Raw genomic sequence first — 14,105 nt, forward strand, 5'->3', positions numbered from 1 at the left:
TATGATACCCGACCCCAGAGGTCTGCTCAGGGTTCCAGAAGAACGGTTGCCCGCAGGTCCGCGCGCACGGTCTGGGTTTCCGCCGTGCTGGAGGGGCTGGCATCGAGCGAATCGTTTGCCGCACCGGCAACAGCGGCCCGGAGCATAATGGGCATAGGGTGGGGGTAGCCCTGATCAGAAACACTGATCTGCGTAAACCGGGCTACGTGGAGGCCAAGGGTCTGCGCAAGTGTATCGGCCTGTTTTTTAAGCTCGATAATGGCTTTTTTCTCGGCTTCCAGAAACAGGCTCTGGCGTTTTTCGTCCGAAAGTGACCAGTCCAGCCCTTCCAGAATAAGCCCCTTGGCTTGCAGTTGCCCGGCCAGTGGCAGCAGGTTTTTGCCATCTGTGGCAGAAAAGCTCAGGGTCTGGCTGGCAGTCCAGTAGGGGGAGGCTTTTTCGGGCCGTGTCTCGTACACCGAATACTGGAGGACGGCGGCTTTGATGTCGGCATTTTTGGCGGCTTCATCCGTGGCTTTTTTGACCACAGCATTGACGCCCCCTTGGGCGGAGGCCGCATTCTTGTTCTGGCTTTCTGCCCTGAAGCGCGCACTCAGCTTGTCTGGTGCCGCCTCTGTGGTGCCCGTGGCATGGATTTCCAGTCGGGTATAAGGCTCTTTGTTGTCCTCGGCATGGGCGGCAGGCGTGTGGGCCAGCACGGCCATGCCCGAAGCCAGAGCCACAAGACCCATGGATTTGAAAGATGGGAGGAGAGTCACGATGGTGCTCCTTCTGCATTCAGTAGGGCGCGGCGCAAGCGCACCAGTCCGGGGCGGACATGCCCGTTTTCGCAAAGGTTTATGCCTTCCGCCTTCAGGCTGGAGACGGAGGCAGAAGACTTCGTGGCTGAATATGAATCTATCAAATGGGCAAGTTCAAGGCAGAAGGACAGACTGTCAGACGTAACAACAACTGGGGTGGATAATCTGGGAGCGGGAAAAAAGTGCCAGCCAAACGGCAGCGATGTTGGCAGGTGCGTGTTACTGGCAAGGGTGACGGAACCGCCCGTAATAACGCACGCCAAAGCTAATGACAGAACAAGGGGTAAGCGGAAATTCATAGAGACACTAAGAGACGCAATTGCATGTTATTTCAACAAAACTATCCACCAAAAACGATCTATTAACGTTAATAGATTTACGTCATCATTATAATATTACGTATAGTTTAGGTTTTATCTGGATAATCATGTATTGCGGGCACATCTATAGTCACCGCAAGGCCGGGGTTGTTGTGCGACAAACGCAATGTGCCGCCATGCAGTTCCACAATGGCTTGCACAAGGGATAAACCCAGCCCCGAACCGGGGGTATGGCGTGCCCGCTCTGCCCGAAAGAAGCGTTCCGATGCCCGGGCAAGGTCTGCTTCGTTCATGCCAATGCCCCTGTCCACCACCATAATGCGGATGGTGCCTGACTGCTCACGCTCCGTAGCGGGCGGGGCGGGAATGTGCCACGCGCTCAGGCTTATGGCCCCTTGTGGGGGGGAGAATTTGATGGCGTTGTCCAGAATATTGGCCAAAGCCTGCTGGAACATGGCCTGATCCCCCCAGAATGGCAGGTGGGGAGGCAAATCTGTCCGTAATTTAAGGCCGTGGTCATCTGCTACGGCTTCATACAATTCCGTAATGTCGCGCAAGGTGGTGGCCAGATCGAATATGGCAAAGGCCGAGCGGCGTGTACCTGCCTCAATCTGGGCAATGCGCAGCAGGGCTTCGCAAATGCCGGTCACGTTATCCAGATTGACCACGGCCTGATCTATGGCTGCACGGAGAGCCTGCTCGCTTGTGGCGGAACGGGAGGCATCTTCTAGTTCGGCACGGGCACGGGCAATGGGGGTGCGCAGGTCATGGGCAATGGAGTTGGAAACCTGTTTGACCCCATCCATCAGCCGGGTAATGCGGTCGAGTATCTGGTTGATGGTCAGGGCCACATCGTCCAGTTCGTCCCCCATGCCGGATACGGGAATCCGGCGGGACATATCGCCCTGCGTAATGGCCAGGGTTGTACGGTTGATGGAGTGGATGATCCGCCGGAACAGGATGCGCACAACCCAGCCCCCGCCAATGGCCAGCAACCCGACCATAAGGCAGGTCCAGACCATGGCATCGGTGAGCATGCGCTGGATCTGGGTGCGTTCGCTAATATCGCGCCCGATGAGCAGAAGGTAATCGCCTTGCAACGTCCATACGCGGACCTGCGCAAGGTTGAGTTGCCCATCACGGAGCACGGGCAGGGTCTGCCAGATCTGGGTAGGGTCGAGCCGTACGGGCCAGTGGGCCAGATTGCCAGCCAGTAGTTTGCCGTCCGGCGCGCTCAGCAGGTACAGGGCGTTGTCGTCTATATCCTGCGCCAGACGGTTGCTGATCAGGTTTTCCAGCCCCAGAATACCGTCATGCCGCCATTCCGTCAGCAGGGCATGGGCATCAAGCGCAATGGAGTGGCGTACGCGCTGTTCCAGTAGGCCAATGGTGCCCCACCATACAAACGACAGGAACAGTATGGCGGAGCTGATAAACAGAACACTGTAAACAAGACCAAAACGCAGGCTGACGGATTGTATGCGGACCTTGCGTAAAATGGTCTGCATAAATCGGCCTGGTCCGGTCATTCTTGCAGCATGTACCCGGCGTTGCGCACGGTATGCACCAGCGCGTGCTCAAAAGGTTTGTCTATTTTCTGACGCAGGCGGGAGATGTGGACGTCAATCACGTTGGTCTGCGGGTCAAAGTGGTAGTCCCACACGCCTTCAAGCAGCATGGTGCGGGTTACGACCTGCCCGGTGTGACGCATTAAAAATTCCAGCAGCCGGAACTCGCGCGGTTGCAGGTCTATTTTCTGCCCACCCCGGCGCACAGCGCGGGAGAGCAGGTCTATTTCCAGATCGCCCACGCTCAGTTTGGTCAGGGGCTGGGCCTCGTTGCGGTTGCGCCGCACAAGGGCTTCCAGTCGGGCCTGTAGCTCGGAAAAGGAGAAGGGCTTGCTTACGTAGTCATCCCCACCCGCTTTAAGCCCGGCGACTTTCTCGTCCACATCCGCCAGAGCGGACAGCAGGAGAACGGGGGTTAAGTTCCCTTCACGGCGCAGGGTTTCCAGAATATGGAGCCCCTCCACCCCACCGGGGAGCATACGGTCGAGGATGATGACATCGAACTTATCCTGGCAGGCAAGGGAGAGCCCCTGCTTGCCGTCTGCCGCCTGTTCCACCAGATGACCTGCTTCGGACAGACCCTTGGCAACAAAGTTACGGACCGTTTGATCATCTTCTATTAGAAGAACACGCATAGACAGACCTCAATTACCCAAACGGATTACCAAATTCTTACAAGGAATATATGTTCTTGTCACGGGTTAGTGCGGAAATGTTTCATATACGGTCTGTTTCGGCTAGGGGTTTTGTGAGGGAATCAAGGATTGCCAGCAGAACCGCCGTAAGGGGGGAAGCAAAAATCAACCCCGGAAAGCCCAGAATAGCCCCGAACAAAGTCTGGGAGAGCACGGTAAGGGCCGGTGGCATCTGCACAGCATGGCGCTGGATAACGGGGGCAAGCACGTTGCCTTCAAAAAACTGGATCACGCTATACAGCACGGCCACCATAATGGTCTCACGCGTGCCGAGCGAGAGAGCAAGCAGCAGGGCAGGCACAGCCCCCATGATGGCACCAATATAGGGGATAAAATTACACATCCCCGCCAGTACACCCAGTGCCAGTGCCAGAGGCACGCCAATAAACCACAGCCCGATGCCCGAGAGCGTGCCAACTACCAGCATGTCCAGCGACTGGCCGGCAACCCATGCCCACAGGGTCTGCCCCGCGCGCAGCAGCAACTGCCGGATGACCGGGCGGCGTTCTTCTGGCACCAGACGCAGCAGGCCATTGGCATAGGTGGCGGGGGACATGGCAAAATACAGCCCGGCAATCAGCACCACAACCAGCGTGCCTATGGCACCAAAGGCAGAGCCCAGTATGCCGGTCATGGACCCGGCAATACGTGAGCCAAGCGAGGCCAGACCACTATCGCCCCCGGTATGGTGCCCCCCGAGGGAGGCAGGCAGGTAGTTGAGGATCATCTGCCCGGTGGGTGTGCCCTGCAGGGTGCCCCGCAAGGCCATTTCCTGCTGGCGCAGGGCTTCTTGCAGGCGGATGGCCTCGCTCACAATGGCAGGGCCACTGTTCCAGACCAGCAGGGCGGCACTGGATAGCAGGGCCAGCACGACAATGCTGAGCGCCCATGCGTGCGACACGCCAAGGTGGTGGCGCAGGATGCGGGCCAGCCCGTACAGCACCACCGCACACAGCACGGAGGCAAACACCACCATAAGCACATCACCCAAAAGCCATATGAGCAGGCCCATACACACAGCCCCCACGGACAGGCGCAGGATGCGGGCAATATGTTCGGGGCCAAACACTGGCGAGTCCGGCCGTGGTGTGGGTGGGGGAGGGGAACCGCTATCGGATGGCATGCAAGAAAACTCTTTCAGGATCGGGGGAGGCTGTGTAACGGCTGTCCGTTCGTTAATCTGTAAGCACACGATGTCTTACTTTTTTGTGTACTCTTATCCATTCATGCACGGATGTGAGAAGAAAATTCTTTATATAGTTGCAGGAGCATAAACGGACATGTCTGGCGGGAACGACGGTGGGCTGGCGGCTGCCTCCAAAGCCATTCTCGCTCTGGCGGTGGGCACTTTTGCCATCGGCACGGGAGAATTTGCGGCAATGGGGCTGCTGCCCCAGATGGCGGACAGCATGCATGCCAGTATTCCACGCACGGGGGAGGCTATTTCGGCCTATGCTCTGGGGGTTGTGGTGGGGGCTCCTGTTGTGTCGGTCATGGCTGCGCAAATGTCGCGCAGGCAGTTGCTGGTGCTGCTTATGGGCTGGTTTGCCGTAGCCAATGCACTGGGCACACTGGCCGCCTCGCTGGGTATGCTTGATCTGGCGCGGTTTGTAACCGGGCTGCCACATGGCTCCTTTATGGGGGTTGCGGCACTGGTTGCTGCGGGGCTGGTGGACCGTGGCTACCGTGGGCGGGCCGTGGGGCGTGTTTTTTCGGGCCTGACCATTGCCAATGTGGTGGGGGCTCCCTTTGCCACTTATGCCGGGTCGTATTTCGGGTGGCGGCTGTCCTACCTGTTTATTGGCCTTATTGGCGTTGCGTGCTGCCTTATGGTGCTGGCATGGGTGCCGTATGATGCGCCTAACCGGGCGCGCTCGGCTTTGTCGGAGCTTGGTGCGTTTTCACGCAAGCAGGTCTGGTACGTCATGGGCACCGTGGCGGTGGGGTGTGGCGGCATGTTCTGCGTGTACACCTATTTTTCCGTGACATTGCAGGATGTGACCCATGTGCCGCTCTGGGGCGTGCCGCTTTTTCAGGCGCTCTGGGGTGTTGGCATGTGTGCGGGCGCATGGGCAGGTGGCCACCTGATGGACAGGAACCTGAAATGGGCAACCATTTTTGCGTTTTTGTGGAATGCCGCCGCACTGGGGCTGTTCGCACTGGTTGCGCATTCGGTCTGGCTGACGGCGCTGGCCGTTTTTATGCTTGGTGGTGGCATTGCCATTGGCCCGGCCATGCAGGTCCGCCTGATGGATGTGGCAGCCGATGCACAGACCCTTGCCGCCTCCATGAACCACGCGGCCTTCAACCTTGCCAACGCCATTGGGGCTTGGCTGGGCGGGGTGGTGCTGGCTGTGGGGTTTGGGCTGGAAGCCACAGGCTGGGCCGGTATGGCGCTCTCGCTCGTGGGGCTGGTGCTTTTCCTGCTCTCGCTACGGGTGGAAACGCTGGACGCCAGAAAAGCCGCGCTGGCAGAAGGTGGTGCTGCGTAAGCCGAACAACAGGCCTTGTGCGTGCATAAGGGCTGCTTTGCGGCCCGGAGGGCGCATAGGGCCGTTACCGCAGGTATTGCCGTGGTTTTTACTCGACCAGCTTGCTGTTTATTTATAACCCTGAGCGGGCAGGTGCAAAAAGCAGATCAATACTGAAGGTGTGTGAGCATGGAAATCAGCAGCCCCTACCAGATCCTGAACAGCCCGGCGAGCGCGGCCCAGCAAAGCCAGAACAGGAAATCGCTCGGGCTGGATTTCAGCAACATGACACCGCAGGAAATGGAATCCGCACGGCGGGAGCTGTCGCTGGAGGGCAAGATTTCGCTCCACCAAAGTGTGACAATGGCTCTGATGGATGGTTATGCTCTGGAAGGCGTGAATGGCGGAAAGCTCGTGAGTGGCTCAACCAACATGTACGCCATGATTGATTCGCTGCTGGATTATCAGGAAAAAAACGGCGTCTTCAACGTCCAGCAAAACATTGAATCGCTTAAGTCTCTTCGCAAGGTGCTTGAGGAGAACGATGTGAATTACACCTCTTCCACAACATCCATAACGGCCTGAAAAACCTCCCCCAGCCCAACCGGAAAGGGAGAGGCACCGGGTTGCGCCTATGGGGCGCTGGCCGTGTCCTCTTCCATCTGGGCTTCGGCGGTCAGCCAGCGTTCTTCGGCTTCGGATTCTTCTCTGGCAATGGCGGCCAGTCGGGTGTTCAGGCGGGTTACTTCTGCCGCCTTGCCCGGTTCGTACACAGCCGGGTCAGCCAGTGCGGCTTCCAGCTTTGTGCGCTCAAGGGCCAGCTTGGCCAGCTTGGCTTCCGCATCCTTAACAATTTTACGCAAGGGAGCCTGCGCCTTGCGGATTTCGGCCCGGTCGCGGCGTTCGTCCTTGCGGCTGTTCTGGCTTGTGGCGTCCTGTTTGGGGCGGTTGCTGGCGCGGCTACGCTCAAGCAACCATGTGCGGTATTCGGCCATATCCCCTTCAAACGGGGTGACCTGCCCATCGGCCACCAGCCACAGCCGGTCTGCCACCAGTTCCACCAGATGCGGGTCATGGCTGATCAGCACCACCGCCCCTTCAAAATCCGCCAGAGCGCGGATCAGCGCATCACGCGCATCGAGGTCCAGATGGTTGGTGGGTTCGTCCAGAATAAGCAGCTGGGGGGCATCTCGCGTGGCAAGGGCCAGCAGCAGGCGGGCTTTTTCCCCGCCCGAGAGGTCTTTGACCGCAGTTTCCGCCCGGTCCACATCCAGCCCGAAGCGGGCTAGCTGCGCGCGTACAACCGGCATGGTGGCTTTGGGCAGGGCACGCGCCATGTGCTCGATCGGGGTCTGGTCCAGATGCAGTTCTTCGGTCTGGTGCTGGGCAAAATACCCAACCCGGAGCCGGGCATTGCGCTCCACATCACCCGAAAGTGCCTCAAGGCGGCCAGCTATCATTTTGGCGAGGGTGGATTTACCATTGCCGTTGGCGCCAAGCAGGGCAATCCGGCTTTCCATATCCAGCCGGAAGGAGAGGTTGCTCAGCACAGGCCTGCCCTCATACCCCACGCTTGCGCGGTTGACGCTCAGGATGGGGGGAGGGAGCTGCTCGGGCTCGGGGAAGGAAAAATGTGCAGCGGTATCTTCCACCACGGCGTCGATCACGGGCAGTTTTTCCAGCGCCTTGAGCCGGGCCTGTGCCTGTTTGGCCTTGGTGGCCTTGGCCCGGAAGCGGTCCACAAAAGACTGCATATGAGCGCGGCGGGCGGCAATTTTTTCGGCCTGCCGGGTCTGCTGCAACGCCTGTTCGGTACGGATTCGGACAAAATTTTCGTAGCCACCGGGGGTCAGGCTCAGCTTGCCGCGTTCCAGGTGGGCAATGGCGTCCACGCAGGAATCGAGCAGGCCACGGTCATGGCTGACAATAAGTGCTGCCCCTGCGAATCGGCGTAACCAGTCCTCCAGCCAGAGTGTGGCCTCAAGGTCCAGATGGTTTGTGGGTTCGTCGAGCAGCAGCAGGTCAGGTTCCAGAAAAAGGGCCGTGGCCAGCGAGACACGCATGCGCCACCCGCCCGAAAAGTCCGATACCGGGCGCATCTGCGCCTGAGCACTAAAGCCCAGCCCCGCCAGTACGGCCCCGGCGCGCGCGGGGGCGCTGTCTGCCCCTATGGCGCGCAGGCGTTCGTGTATTTCGCCAAGGCGCATGGGGTCTGTGGCCTGTTCGGCCTCGGTCAGCAGGGCTGTGCGCTCGGTATCGCCTGCCAGGACGGTGTCCAGCAGGTTGGCGCCATCTGCTGGGGCTTCCTGTTTAACACGGGCCATGCGCGCGCGTGAGGACAGGCGGATTTCCCCCCCATCGGGGGCAATGTCCCCCGCAATGGCGGCCAGCAGGGTGGACTTGCCAGCACCATTGCGCCCGACCAGCCCGACCTTGCGGCCGGGGTCGATGGAAAGGCTCGCCTGGTCCAGCAGAACGCGGCCAGCCATACGCAGGCTAAGGTTGGAGATGACAAGCAGGCTCAACTCAAGTCTCGTTTCTTCTGGAATTGTTCATTACATTCTGTGTGGTACCTACCAGCCAGCGCCGATATGCTCTAGATGGAAACGCTGAACGTTCGCCAGACCAAGGCGGATATCTGCGTTTATACCCAAGGAGGGCCTTATGGCTAAAGAACGTACTCTGTCCATTATCAAGCCGGATGCAACCCGTCGTAACCTGACCGGCAAGATCAACGCCGTGTTTGAAGATGCAGGCCTGAGCATTGTTGCGCAAAAGCGCGTCCAACTGTCCCACGCTGTGGCTGGCGCTTTTTACGCTGTGCACAAGGAACGCCCTTTTTACAACGATCTGGTGTCCTTCATGATCTCCGGCCCGGTTGTGGTGCAGGTGCTTGAAGGCGAAAACGCCGTTGCCAAAAACCGTGAAGTCATGGGTGCAACCGACCCCAAAAAGGCCGACCCCCAGACCATTCGCGCCCAGTTTGCTGAAAGCATTGAAGCAAACTCCGTGCATGGTTCCGACAGCGCGGAAAATGCTGCAAACGAAATCCGCTTCTTCTTTGCAGAAACGGAAATCCTGCCCTAATTCTGGCAGGTCACACCCCGGCGTTGTGCCTTGCGCATACGTCGGGGCCGCCATAATGGCGGTTAAACGCCAAGCCAGACGTCTTGCGCATGGGAGATACCCGGCTGCAGGATAGGGCAATGGGGTGCATTTCTTATATAATCATTTCTTATGCTCGAGCGTTATGGGCAAGGCGGGATGCCGTTCGCATTCCCGGCCCGCAGTAGGCAGAAAGGAATGTCATGAAAGTTCTGGCGGTTCATCCCAGCGCCCTGATGTACACCAAGGTTTTCCTGCGGCTGGAGCCGCTGGGGCTGGAACTGGTGGCAGGTGCTGCGCGGAATGCCGGACACGACGTGCGGATTATCGACCTTCAGGCCGAAACGCACGAAGATTACTGGAAGCTGGTTGACGAGTTCCAGCCCGATGCCGTGTGCTACTCGGGCAGCTATCTGGCCAATGTGCCGGAAATTCTCGATCTGTGCCGCGAAACACGCTACCGCTTCCCGCAGGTGTTCCAGTTTATTGGCGGGCATTCGGTTTCGTTTATCGCCAAGGATGTGCTTGATCTTTCCGAAGGGACAGTCAACTGCATTCTCAAAGGGGAGGGCGATGCTACGGTCGGCCTGCTGCTGGATGCAGTGCAGAACGGCACGGATATTCTGGAAGTCCCCGGCACCATTACGCTGGACGGGGAAGGCCCGCCCCCCATTTTTGTCAAATCGCTTGATGAGGTCCGCCCCGCGCGTGACCTGCTGCGCCACCGCAACAAGTACTTTATTGGCACGCTGGACCCCGCAGCCTCCATTGAATTTGCTCGTGGCTGCCCGTGGGACTGCACGTTCTGCTCGGCTTGGACCTTCTATGGTCGCTCCTACCGCACGGCCAGCCCGCAGGTTATTGCGGATGAGCTGGAGGAGATCAAGGAACCCGGCATCTTTATTGTGGATGACGTGGCCTTTGTGCATGAAGAACACGGCATGGCCATTGCCAACGAAATTAAAAAGCGTGGCATTAAAAAGGAATATTACCTTGAAACCCGCGCAGACGTGCTGCTGCGCAACAAGGAAGTGTTCAAGGTCTGGAGCGAGATCGGTCTCTCCTACATCTTCATCGGTCTGGAAGCGGTGGATGAGGAAGGGCTCAAGCAGTTCCGCAAGCGTGTTTCACTCGACAAGAACTTTGAGGCCCTTGAATATGCCCGCTCTTTAGGGCTGATTGTAGCCATCAATATCATTGCCGATCCATCCTGGGATCGTGCGCGGTTTGAGGCTGTGCGGCAGTGGTGCCTGGAAATTCCCGATATTGTGAACATTTCCGTCACAACGCCTTATCCGGGGACGGAAATCTGGCACAAGGAAGCACGCCGCCTGACCACGCGTGACTACCGCCTGTTTGACATCCAGCATGCCGTGCTGCCCACCACCCTGCCTCTGCCCGAGTTTTATGAAGAACTGGTCAAGACCCAGCAGGTGCTCAACACCAAACATATGGGCTGGCAGGCACTCAAGGACACGGCAGGGATTGCGGTTAACCTGCTCAAGAACGGCCAGACCAACTTTGTTAAGATGTTGTGGAAGTTCAACTCGGTCTTTAACCCCGAACTCCAGCTTGCCGACCACCAGCGCCCTGCGCGCTACCTTATGCCCGTGCAGCCCGATGCGGTGGACAAGGTGGACCGTAACGACCTGTACGTGCATGGCCCCGGCGGCCGCAAAACCCGCGCGCTGGATGATGCGACCGAAACCTTTGTGGACAAGACCCGTATGGGGGAAGATGCGTAACCCGCATCTTCCCAACAGTTTTACCCACACTCAGGCGTTTGCCTGAGTGCTGGTGCCTGCCTCTGCTGGCCTGTGCGGTGTTTAACGCACAGGGGGCGGAGTAAAGGCAAAGGCCTGCGGGGTGTAGGTTTCCACCACCAGACTGAACGGCGTGCCGGCATGGGTCCGTAACAGGGCAATATGCCGGAAAAGATGCGGGGGTAGAGCCAGTGGGTCTGCCCCCGTTGTGCTGTTTGGCGGGTGGGGTTGCATTTCCCACAGCTCTGGCAAGGGGGACCATAGGGTTTCCCGCCGGATCAGCTGACGGGTAAACCGCAGGGGAGATACAACACGGCCAAAGGGTGTGTCGGTTTGCTCCAGTGCCTCGGTCATGGCTTTTGTCAGGCGCTCTGGCACAAACCAGTTTTCCGCTTCCGAATAAATGCGGTTGTGCCCTGCCAGCCGTATTTTGCGGTAGCGCAGGCTTTGGCCACCTTGTGTTGTGGGTAGGTCTAGTGCGGCCAGCAGGTCGGGCGGGCAGGGGCTGTGGGCACCGGCTTCACGCTCGGCGCGCAGGGTTTCATGCGCGCCAAGGAGTGCGTGCTCGCGCAGCCAGTGTTCCAGCGTTTGTGTGGCGCTGTTTTCGGCCAGCAGGCGGTTTTCCATCTGGCTGATCAGGGTTGCCAGCATAAGCCGGTGCATAAAGCTGTTCCGCCAGAGGGGGCGTGCAGGCTCCGTGGCGGGTTGAGGGGGCGCAAAGTTGGGCATGTGGGTCTTATATCATGCTTTGGGGCAGGTATGGGCTGCACATCACTGTTTCGCATCAAGGCGGAGTTGCGTTATGGAAGAAGCAGAATGGCCGTGTAAAAACGCCATGTATGGAATTTTGTAAAAAGGATGCAAACGCAATGAGCCAGACGACAGCGAGCTTTATGGTCGAAGGAATGACATGCGACGGTTGTGTTTCGTCCGTAAAACGTGCGCTGGCCGCAATTGACGGTGTGGATGGTACGGATGTGAATCTGGCCAATGGTGAGGTCAAGGTAACGTATGACCCCGCACGTGTTGGTGTTTCTTCCCTGCGGGACGCCATTCGTGGTGCTGGTTACGAGGTAAGCTGAGCGGCATTGTGCCGTGTCATGCAACCAGCGGAAAGGGGGCGTGAGCTGCGCTCTCTGGTTGTTGGGGGGCAGGCATGGCACCATGGGGTGTGCCGGAGTAACCGGTGCTTAAAAGCCGCTCGACAGGCAAAAACAGAGGTAAGCTGGTCCGTGACGCAAAAAACAAACAAATTTGCTCTGGGTGTAATGGCGGCGGGCGGTTTGCTGCTGGCTGGGTGTTCATCCGAAATCGGGCGTGTGCCCATGCTGGATACGGATATAAGCTGCCTGCACAAGCAGATGGCTGGCCCCATGTTTTTGAGTTTTCCACTGGCGGCCAATACCTGCCAGCGCATGAGCAATAATGGTTTTGTGCTGGGCGAGGCCAAGGCCAAGCCGCTCCCCCTTGACCTGAAGGGCGCACTGGACCTGCAAAAACTGGCGGATGAATACGGCTACACCTACACCCGCTAGGGCGTGTGGGCGGGCTTAACCTTCCAGTTCCGCATCCCAGTATAAATAGTCATGCCAGCTTTTGTGCAGGTAGTTGGGTGGAAAAGCCCGTCCGTTTTCCTGCAGTTCCCATGATGTGGGGCGTACAGGGGTGCGGCGGGGCAGCATGCCAATATGGTGCGGCATGTGCGGGCCCTTGCGCAGGTTGCAGCAGCCACACGCGGTAACAACATTCTCCCAGCTTGTGCGCCCGCCCTTGCAGCGGGGAATAACGTGGTCAAACGTTAGTTCCTGCGTGGGGTGGCGCTCCCCGCAATACTGGCAGGAAAAGTTGTCGCGCAAAAATACGTTAAAGCGCGTAAAGGCCGGTTTGCGGGCGGCTGGCACGTAGTCCTTGAGGGCCACCACGCTGGGCAGGCGGAAGGCCTGGCGGGGTGAATGCACTTCCATGTCATATTCGCTCAGGACCGAAACCCGGTCGAGGCACACCGCTCTTATGGCATCCTGCCATGCCCAGAGGGAAAGCGGGAAATAGGAAAGTGGTCGGAAGTCTGCATTCAGAACAAGGGCTGGGTAGTTTAGAGTACTGCCATCGGCCAAGATGTGTCTCCTCGTTAGCACGAGAACACAGTTCCGAAGGGGTCAGAACAACTCAAGCCGACCGCCAGCAGAAGTGCGTCGTCGAGATAATTACCGCCAAGACTATTGCAGACACAAAGAGGTGTGGCAAGAAAATGCGGGCCAATAGTCACCGATATTTGGCATCTTTATATATCTGGTAAGATTAATATGACTATTCGATTACAGTACAATGAACATTGCAAAACAGAGTGGGTTACGCGGTTCGCTCCCAGCCCCACAGGGGCGCTGCATCTGGGCCATGTGGCGTCTGCCCTGTTCGGGTGGAAACTGGCGCAGCCCGGCGGGCAATGGCTGGTCCGCATGGAGGATATAGACCCCCAGCGCTGCAAACCTGCCTATGCCACCGCTCTTTTGGAAGACCTCGCATGGCTCGGGCTGGTGCCAGATGGGCCTGTTCTGTACCAGTCCACCCGTATGGCGGTTTACAAGGCCGTGCTGGACACGCTTGAACATATGGGTGTGCTGTATCCGTGCTTTTGCACCCGATCGGATATTGCGCGGGAGAGTGCGGCCATGTTCTCCGCCCCCCATACCGCCCCCGATGGCAGCCTGCTCTACCCCGGCCGTTGCCGCCAGCTTGATGCCCACACACGGGCGCAGCGTATGGCGCAGGGTCAGCCATACGTGCTGCGCCTGCATATGGCGCGCGCTATGGAGTGTGCCCGCACGCTGGCCCGCACCCGGAGTGGTGGGGAGCATGGCGGGGCAGGGGCCTATGGCCCGCTCACCTACCATGATCTGGCCTGTGGCCCGGTCCCCTGCCAGCCCGAACTGTTTGGTGATGTGGTTCTGGCCCGGCGGGACGTGCCTGCATCCTACCACCTGTGCGTGACGTGTGATGATGCCGCGCAGGGCGTCACGCTGGTCACACGGGGGGAGGACCTGCGCCCCGCCACCAGCCTGCACCGGTTGCTGCAGACCCTTATGGGCTGGCCCGCCCCGCATTACGCGTTCCACCCCCTGCTATGCGATGCCACAGGCCGCCGTCTGGCCAAGCGTGATGGTGCGTTGAGTGTGCGCGCCATGCGCCAGAGCGGGCTGAGTGCCCAGCAGGTGCGGGACAAGGCCGTGTTTGCGGCGGCTCCCCATGGCCGCGCGCCCTTGCAGGGTTAGGTTACCGCCCACTGCACCCTTTTTTGCATGACAGGGAAAAAGCCCGCGCAGAACAAAAAAGACAGAGCAGGTGGAATCTCCGGTTCCGCCCTGACCGGAAGAGGATTACTGTGC

Annotated in this window: 15 protein-coding genes; 7 read left to right on the forward strand and 8 right to left on the reverse strand. The window is 58.9% G+C overall.

The features are described 5' to 3' along the window. Positions 1 to 26: 26 nt before the first annotated feature. From GOB83_RS04045 to GOB83_RS04065, 5 genes are all read right to left on the reverse strand, one after another. On the reverse strand, positions 27 to 758 hold the full coding sequence (locus tag GOB83_RS04045; protein WP_264802539.1) for an SIMPL domain-containing protein: 732 nt from the start codon (positions 756 to 758) through the stop codon (positions 27 to 29). After that, a complete protein-coding gene (locus GOB83_RS04050; RefSeq protein ID WP_143221889.1) occupies positions 755 to 1,099 on the reverse strand; it encodes a hypothetical protein in 345 nt (114 codons plus the stop codon). Before GOB83_RS04050 ends, GOB83_RS04045 begins: the two co-directional genes overlap by 4 nt. A 107-nt stretch (positions 1,100 to 1,206) precedes the next feature. Then, positions 1,207 to 2,628 carry a sensor histidine kinase gene (locus GOB83_RS04055; protein ID WP_165925311.1) on the reverse strand — a complete coding sequence of 474 codons (1,422 nt, stop codon included), beginning with the start codon at positions 2,626 to 2,628 and terminating at the stop codon, positions 1,207 to 1,209. Between the two features lie 17 nt (positions 2,629 to 2,645). Beyond that, complete coding sequence (locus GOB83_RS04060) at positions 2,646 to 3,323, reverse strand: winged helix-turn-helix domain-containing protein (protein ID WP_086645642.1); 678 nt, start codon at positions 3,321 to 3,323, stop codon at positions 2,646 to 2,648. Between the two features lie 82 nt (positions 3,324 to 3,405). Further along, the gene (locus GOB83_RS04065; RefSeq protein WP_165925312.1) at positions 3,406 to 4,506 is read right to left on the reverse strand and encodes an AI-2E family transporter; all 1,101 of its coding nucleotides are present in this window, start codon (positions 4,504 to 4,506) and stop codon (positions 3,406 to 3,408) included. Between the two features lie 157 nt (positions 4,507 to 4,663). On the opposite strand from GOB83_RS04065, the gene GOB83_RS04070 reads away from it, so the two are divergent. Both GOB83_RS04070 and GOB83_RS04075 read left to right on the forward strand, forming a co-directional pair. After that, positions 4,664 to 5,875, forward strand: coding sequence for an MFS transporter (locus tag GOB83_RS04070; RefSeq protein WP_165925313.1), 1,212 nt, complete (start codon positions 4,664 to 4,666; stop codon positions 5,873 to 5,875). A 168-nt stretch (positions 5,876 to 6,043) separates the two neighbouring features. Continuing rightward, on the forward strand, positions 6,044 to 6,439 hold the full coding sequence (locus tag GOB83_RS04075) for a hypothetical protein (RefSeq protein ID WP_194301282.1): 396 nt from the start codon (positions 6,044 to 6,046) through the stop codon (positions 6,437 to 6,439). A 47-nt stretch (positions 6,440 to 6,486) separates the two neighbouring features. Here GOB83_RS04075 and GOB83_RS04080 read toward each other — a convergent pair whose 3' ends face one another. Then, complete coding sequence (locus tag GOB83_RS04080; RefSeq protein ID WP_165925314.1) at positions 6,487 to 8,379, reverse strand: ABC-F family ATP-binding cassette domain-containing protein; 1,893 nt, start codon at positions 8,377 to 8,379, stop codon at positions 6,487 to 6,489. A 139-nt stretch (positions 8,380 to 8,518) separates the two neighbouring features. Between GOB83_RS04080 and ndk the strand changes: the two genes are divergently transcribed. Both ndk and hpnR read left to right on the forward strand, forming a co-directional pair. Continuing rightward, complete coding sequence (ndk, locus tag GOB83_RS04085; RefSeq protein ID WP_086645638.1) at positions 8,519 to 8,941, forward strand: nucleoside-diphosphate kinase; 423 nt, start codon at positions 8,519 to 8,521, stop codon at positions 8,939 to 8,941. A gap of 221 nt (positions 8,942 to 9,162) precedes the next feature. After that, entirely contained in the window at positions 9,163 to 10,704 is a 1,542-nt protein-coding gene (gene hpnR, locus GOB83_RS04090) for a hopanoid C-3 methylase HpnR (RefSeq protein WP_086645637.1), read from the forward strand. A gap of 81 nt (positions 10,705 to 10,785) precedes the next feature. Here the strand turns inward: hpnR and GOB83_RS04095 are convergent, their stop codons facing one another. Beyond that, on the reverse strand, positions 10,786 to 11,451 hold the full coding sequence (locus GOB83_RS04095; RefSeq protein ID WP_165925315.1) for a hypothetical protein: 666 nt from the start codon (positions 11,449 to 11,451) through the stop codon (positions 10,786 to 10,788). 140 nt (positions 11,452 to 11,591) lie between these two features. Here GOB83_RS04095 and GOB83_RS04100 point away from each other — a divergent pair, with 140 nt between their 5' ends. Continuing rightward, positions 11,592 to 11,804, forward strand: a complete 213-nt coding sequence (locus GOB83_RS04100) for a heavy-metal-associated domain-containing protein (protein ID WP_025826709.1) — start codon at positions 11,592 to 11,594, stop codon at positions 11,802 to 11,804. Between the two features lie 186 nt (positions 11,805 to 11,990). Beyond that, a complete protein-coding gene (locus GOB83_RS04105; RefSeq protein WP_165925479.1) occupies positions 11,991 to 12,257 on the forward strand; it encodes a hypothetical protein in 267 nt (88 codons plus the stop codon). Positions 12,258 to 12,272: 15 nt separating this feature from the next. Here the strand turns inward: GOB83_RS04105 and GOB83_RS04110 are convergent, their stop codons facing one another. Beyond that, entirely contained in the window at positions 12,273 to 12,836 is a 564-nt protein-coding gene (locus tag GOB83_RS04110; RefSeq protein WP_165925316.1) for an HNH endonuclease, read from the reverse strand. A gap of 189 nt (positions 12,837 to 13,025) precedes the next feature. On the opposite strand from GOB83_RS04110, the gene gluQRS reads away from it, so the two are divergent. Further along, positions 13,026 to 13,991 carry a tRNA glutamyl-Q(34) synthetase GluQRS gene (gene gluQRS / locus GOB83_RS04115; RefSeq protein ID WP_165925317.1) on the forward strand — a complete coding sequence of 322 codons (966 nt, stop codon included), beginning with the start codon at positions 13,026 to 13,028 and terminating at the stop codon, positions 13,989 to 13,991. The last annotated feature ends 114 nt before the right edge of the window (positions 13,992 to 14,105 follow it).

Origin of the sequence: Acetobacter fabarum, assembly GCF_011516925.1 — a bacterium.
Classification (GTDB): Bacteria; Pseudomonadota; Alphaproteobacteria; order Acetobacterales; family Acetobacteraceae; genus Acetobacter; species Acetobacter fabarum.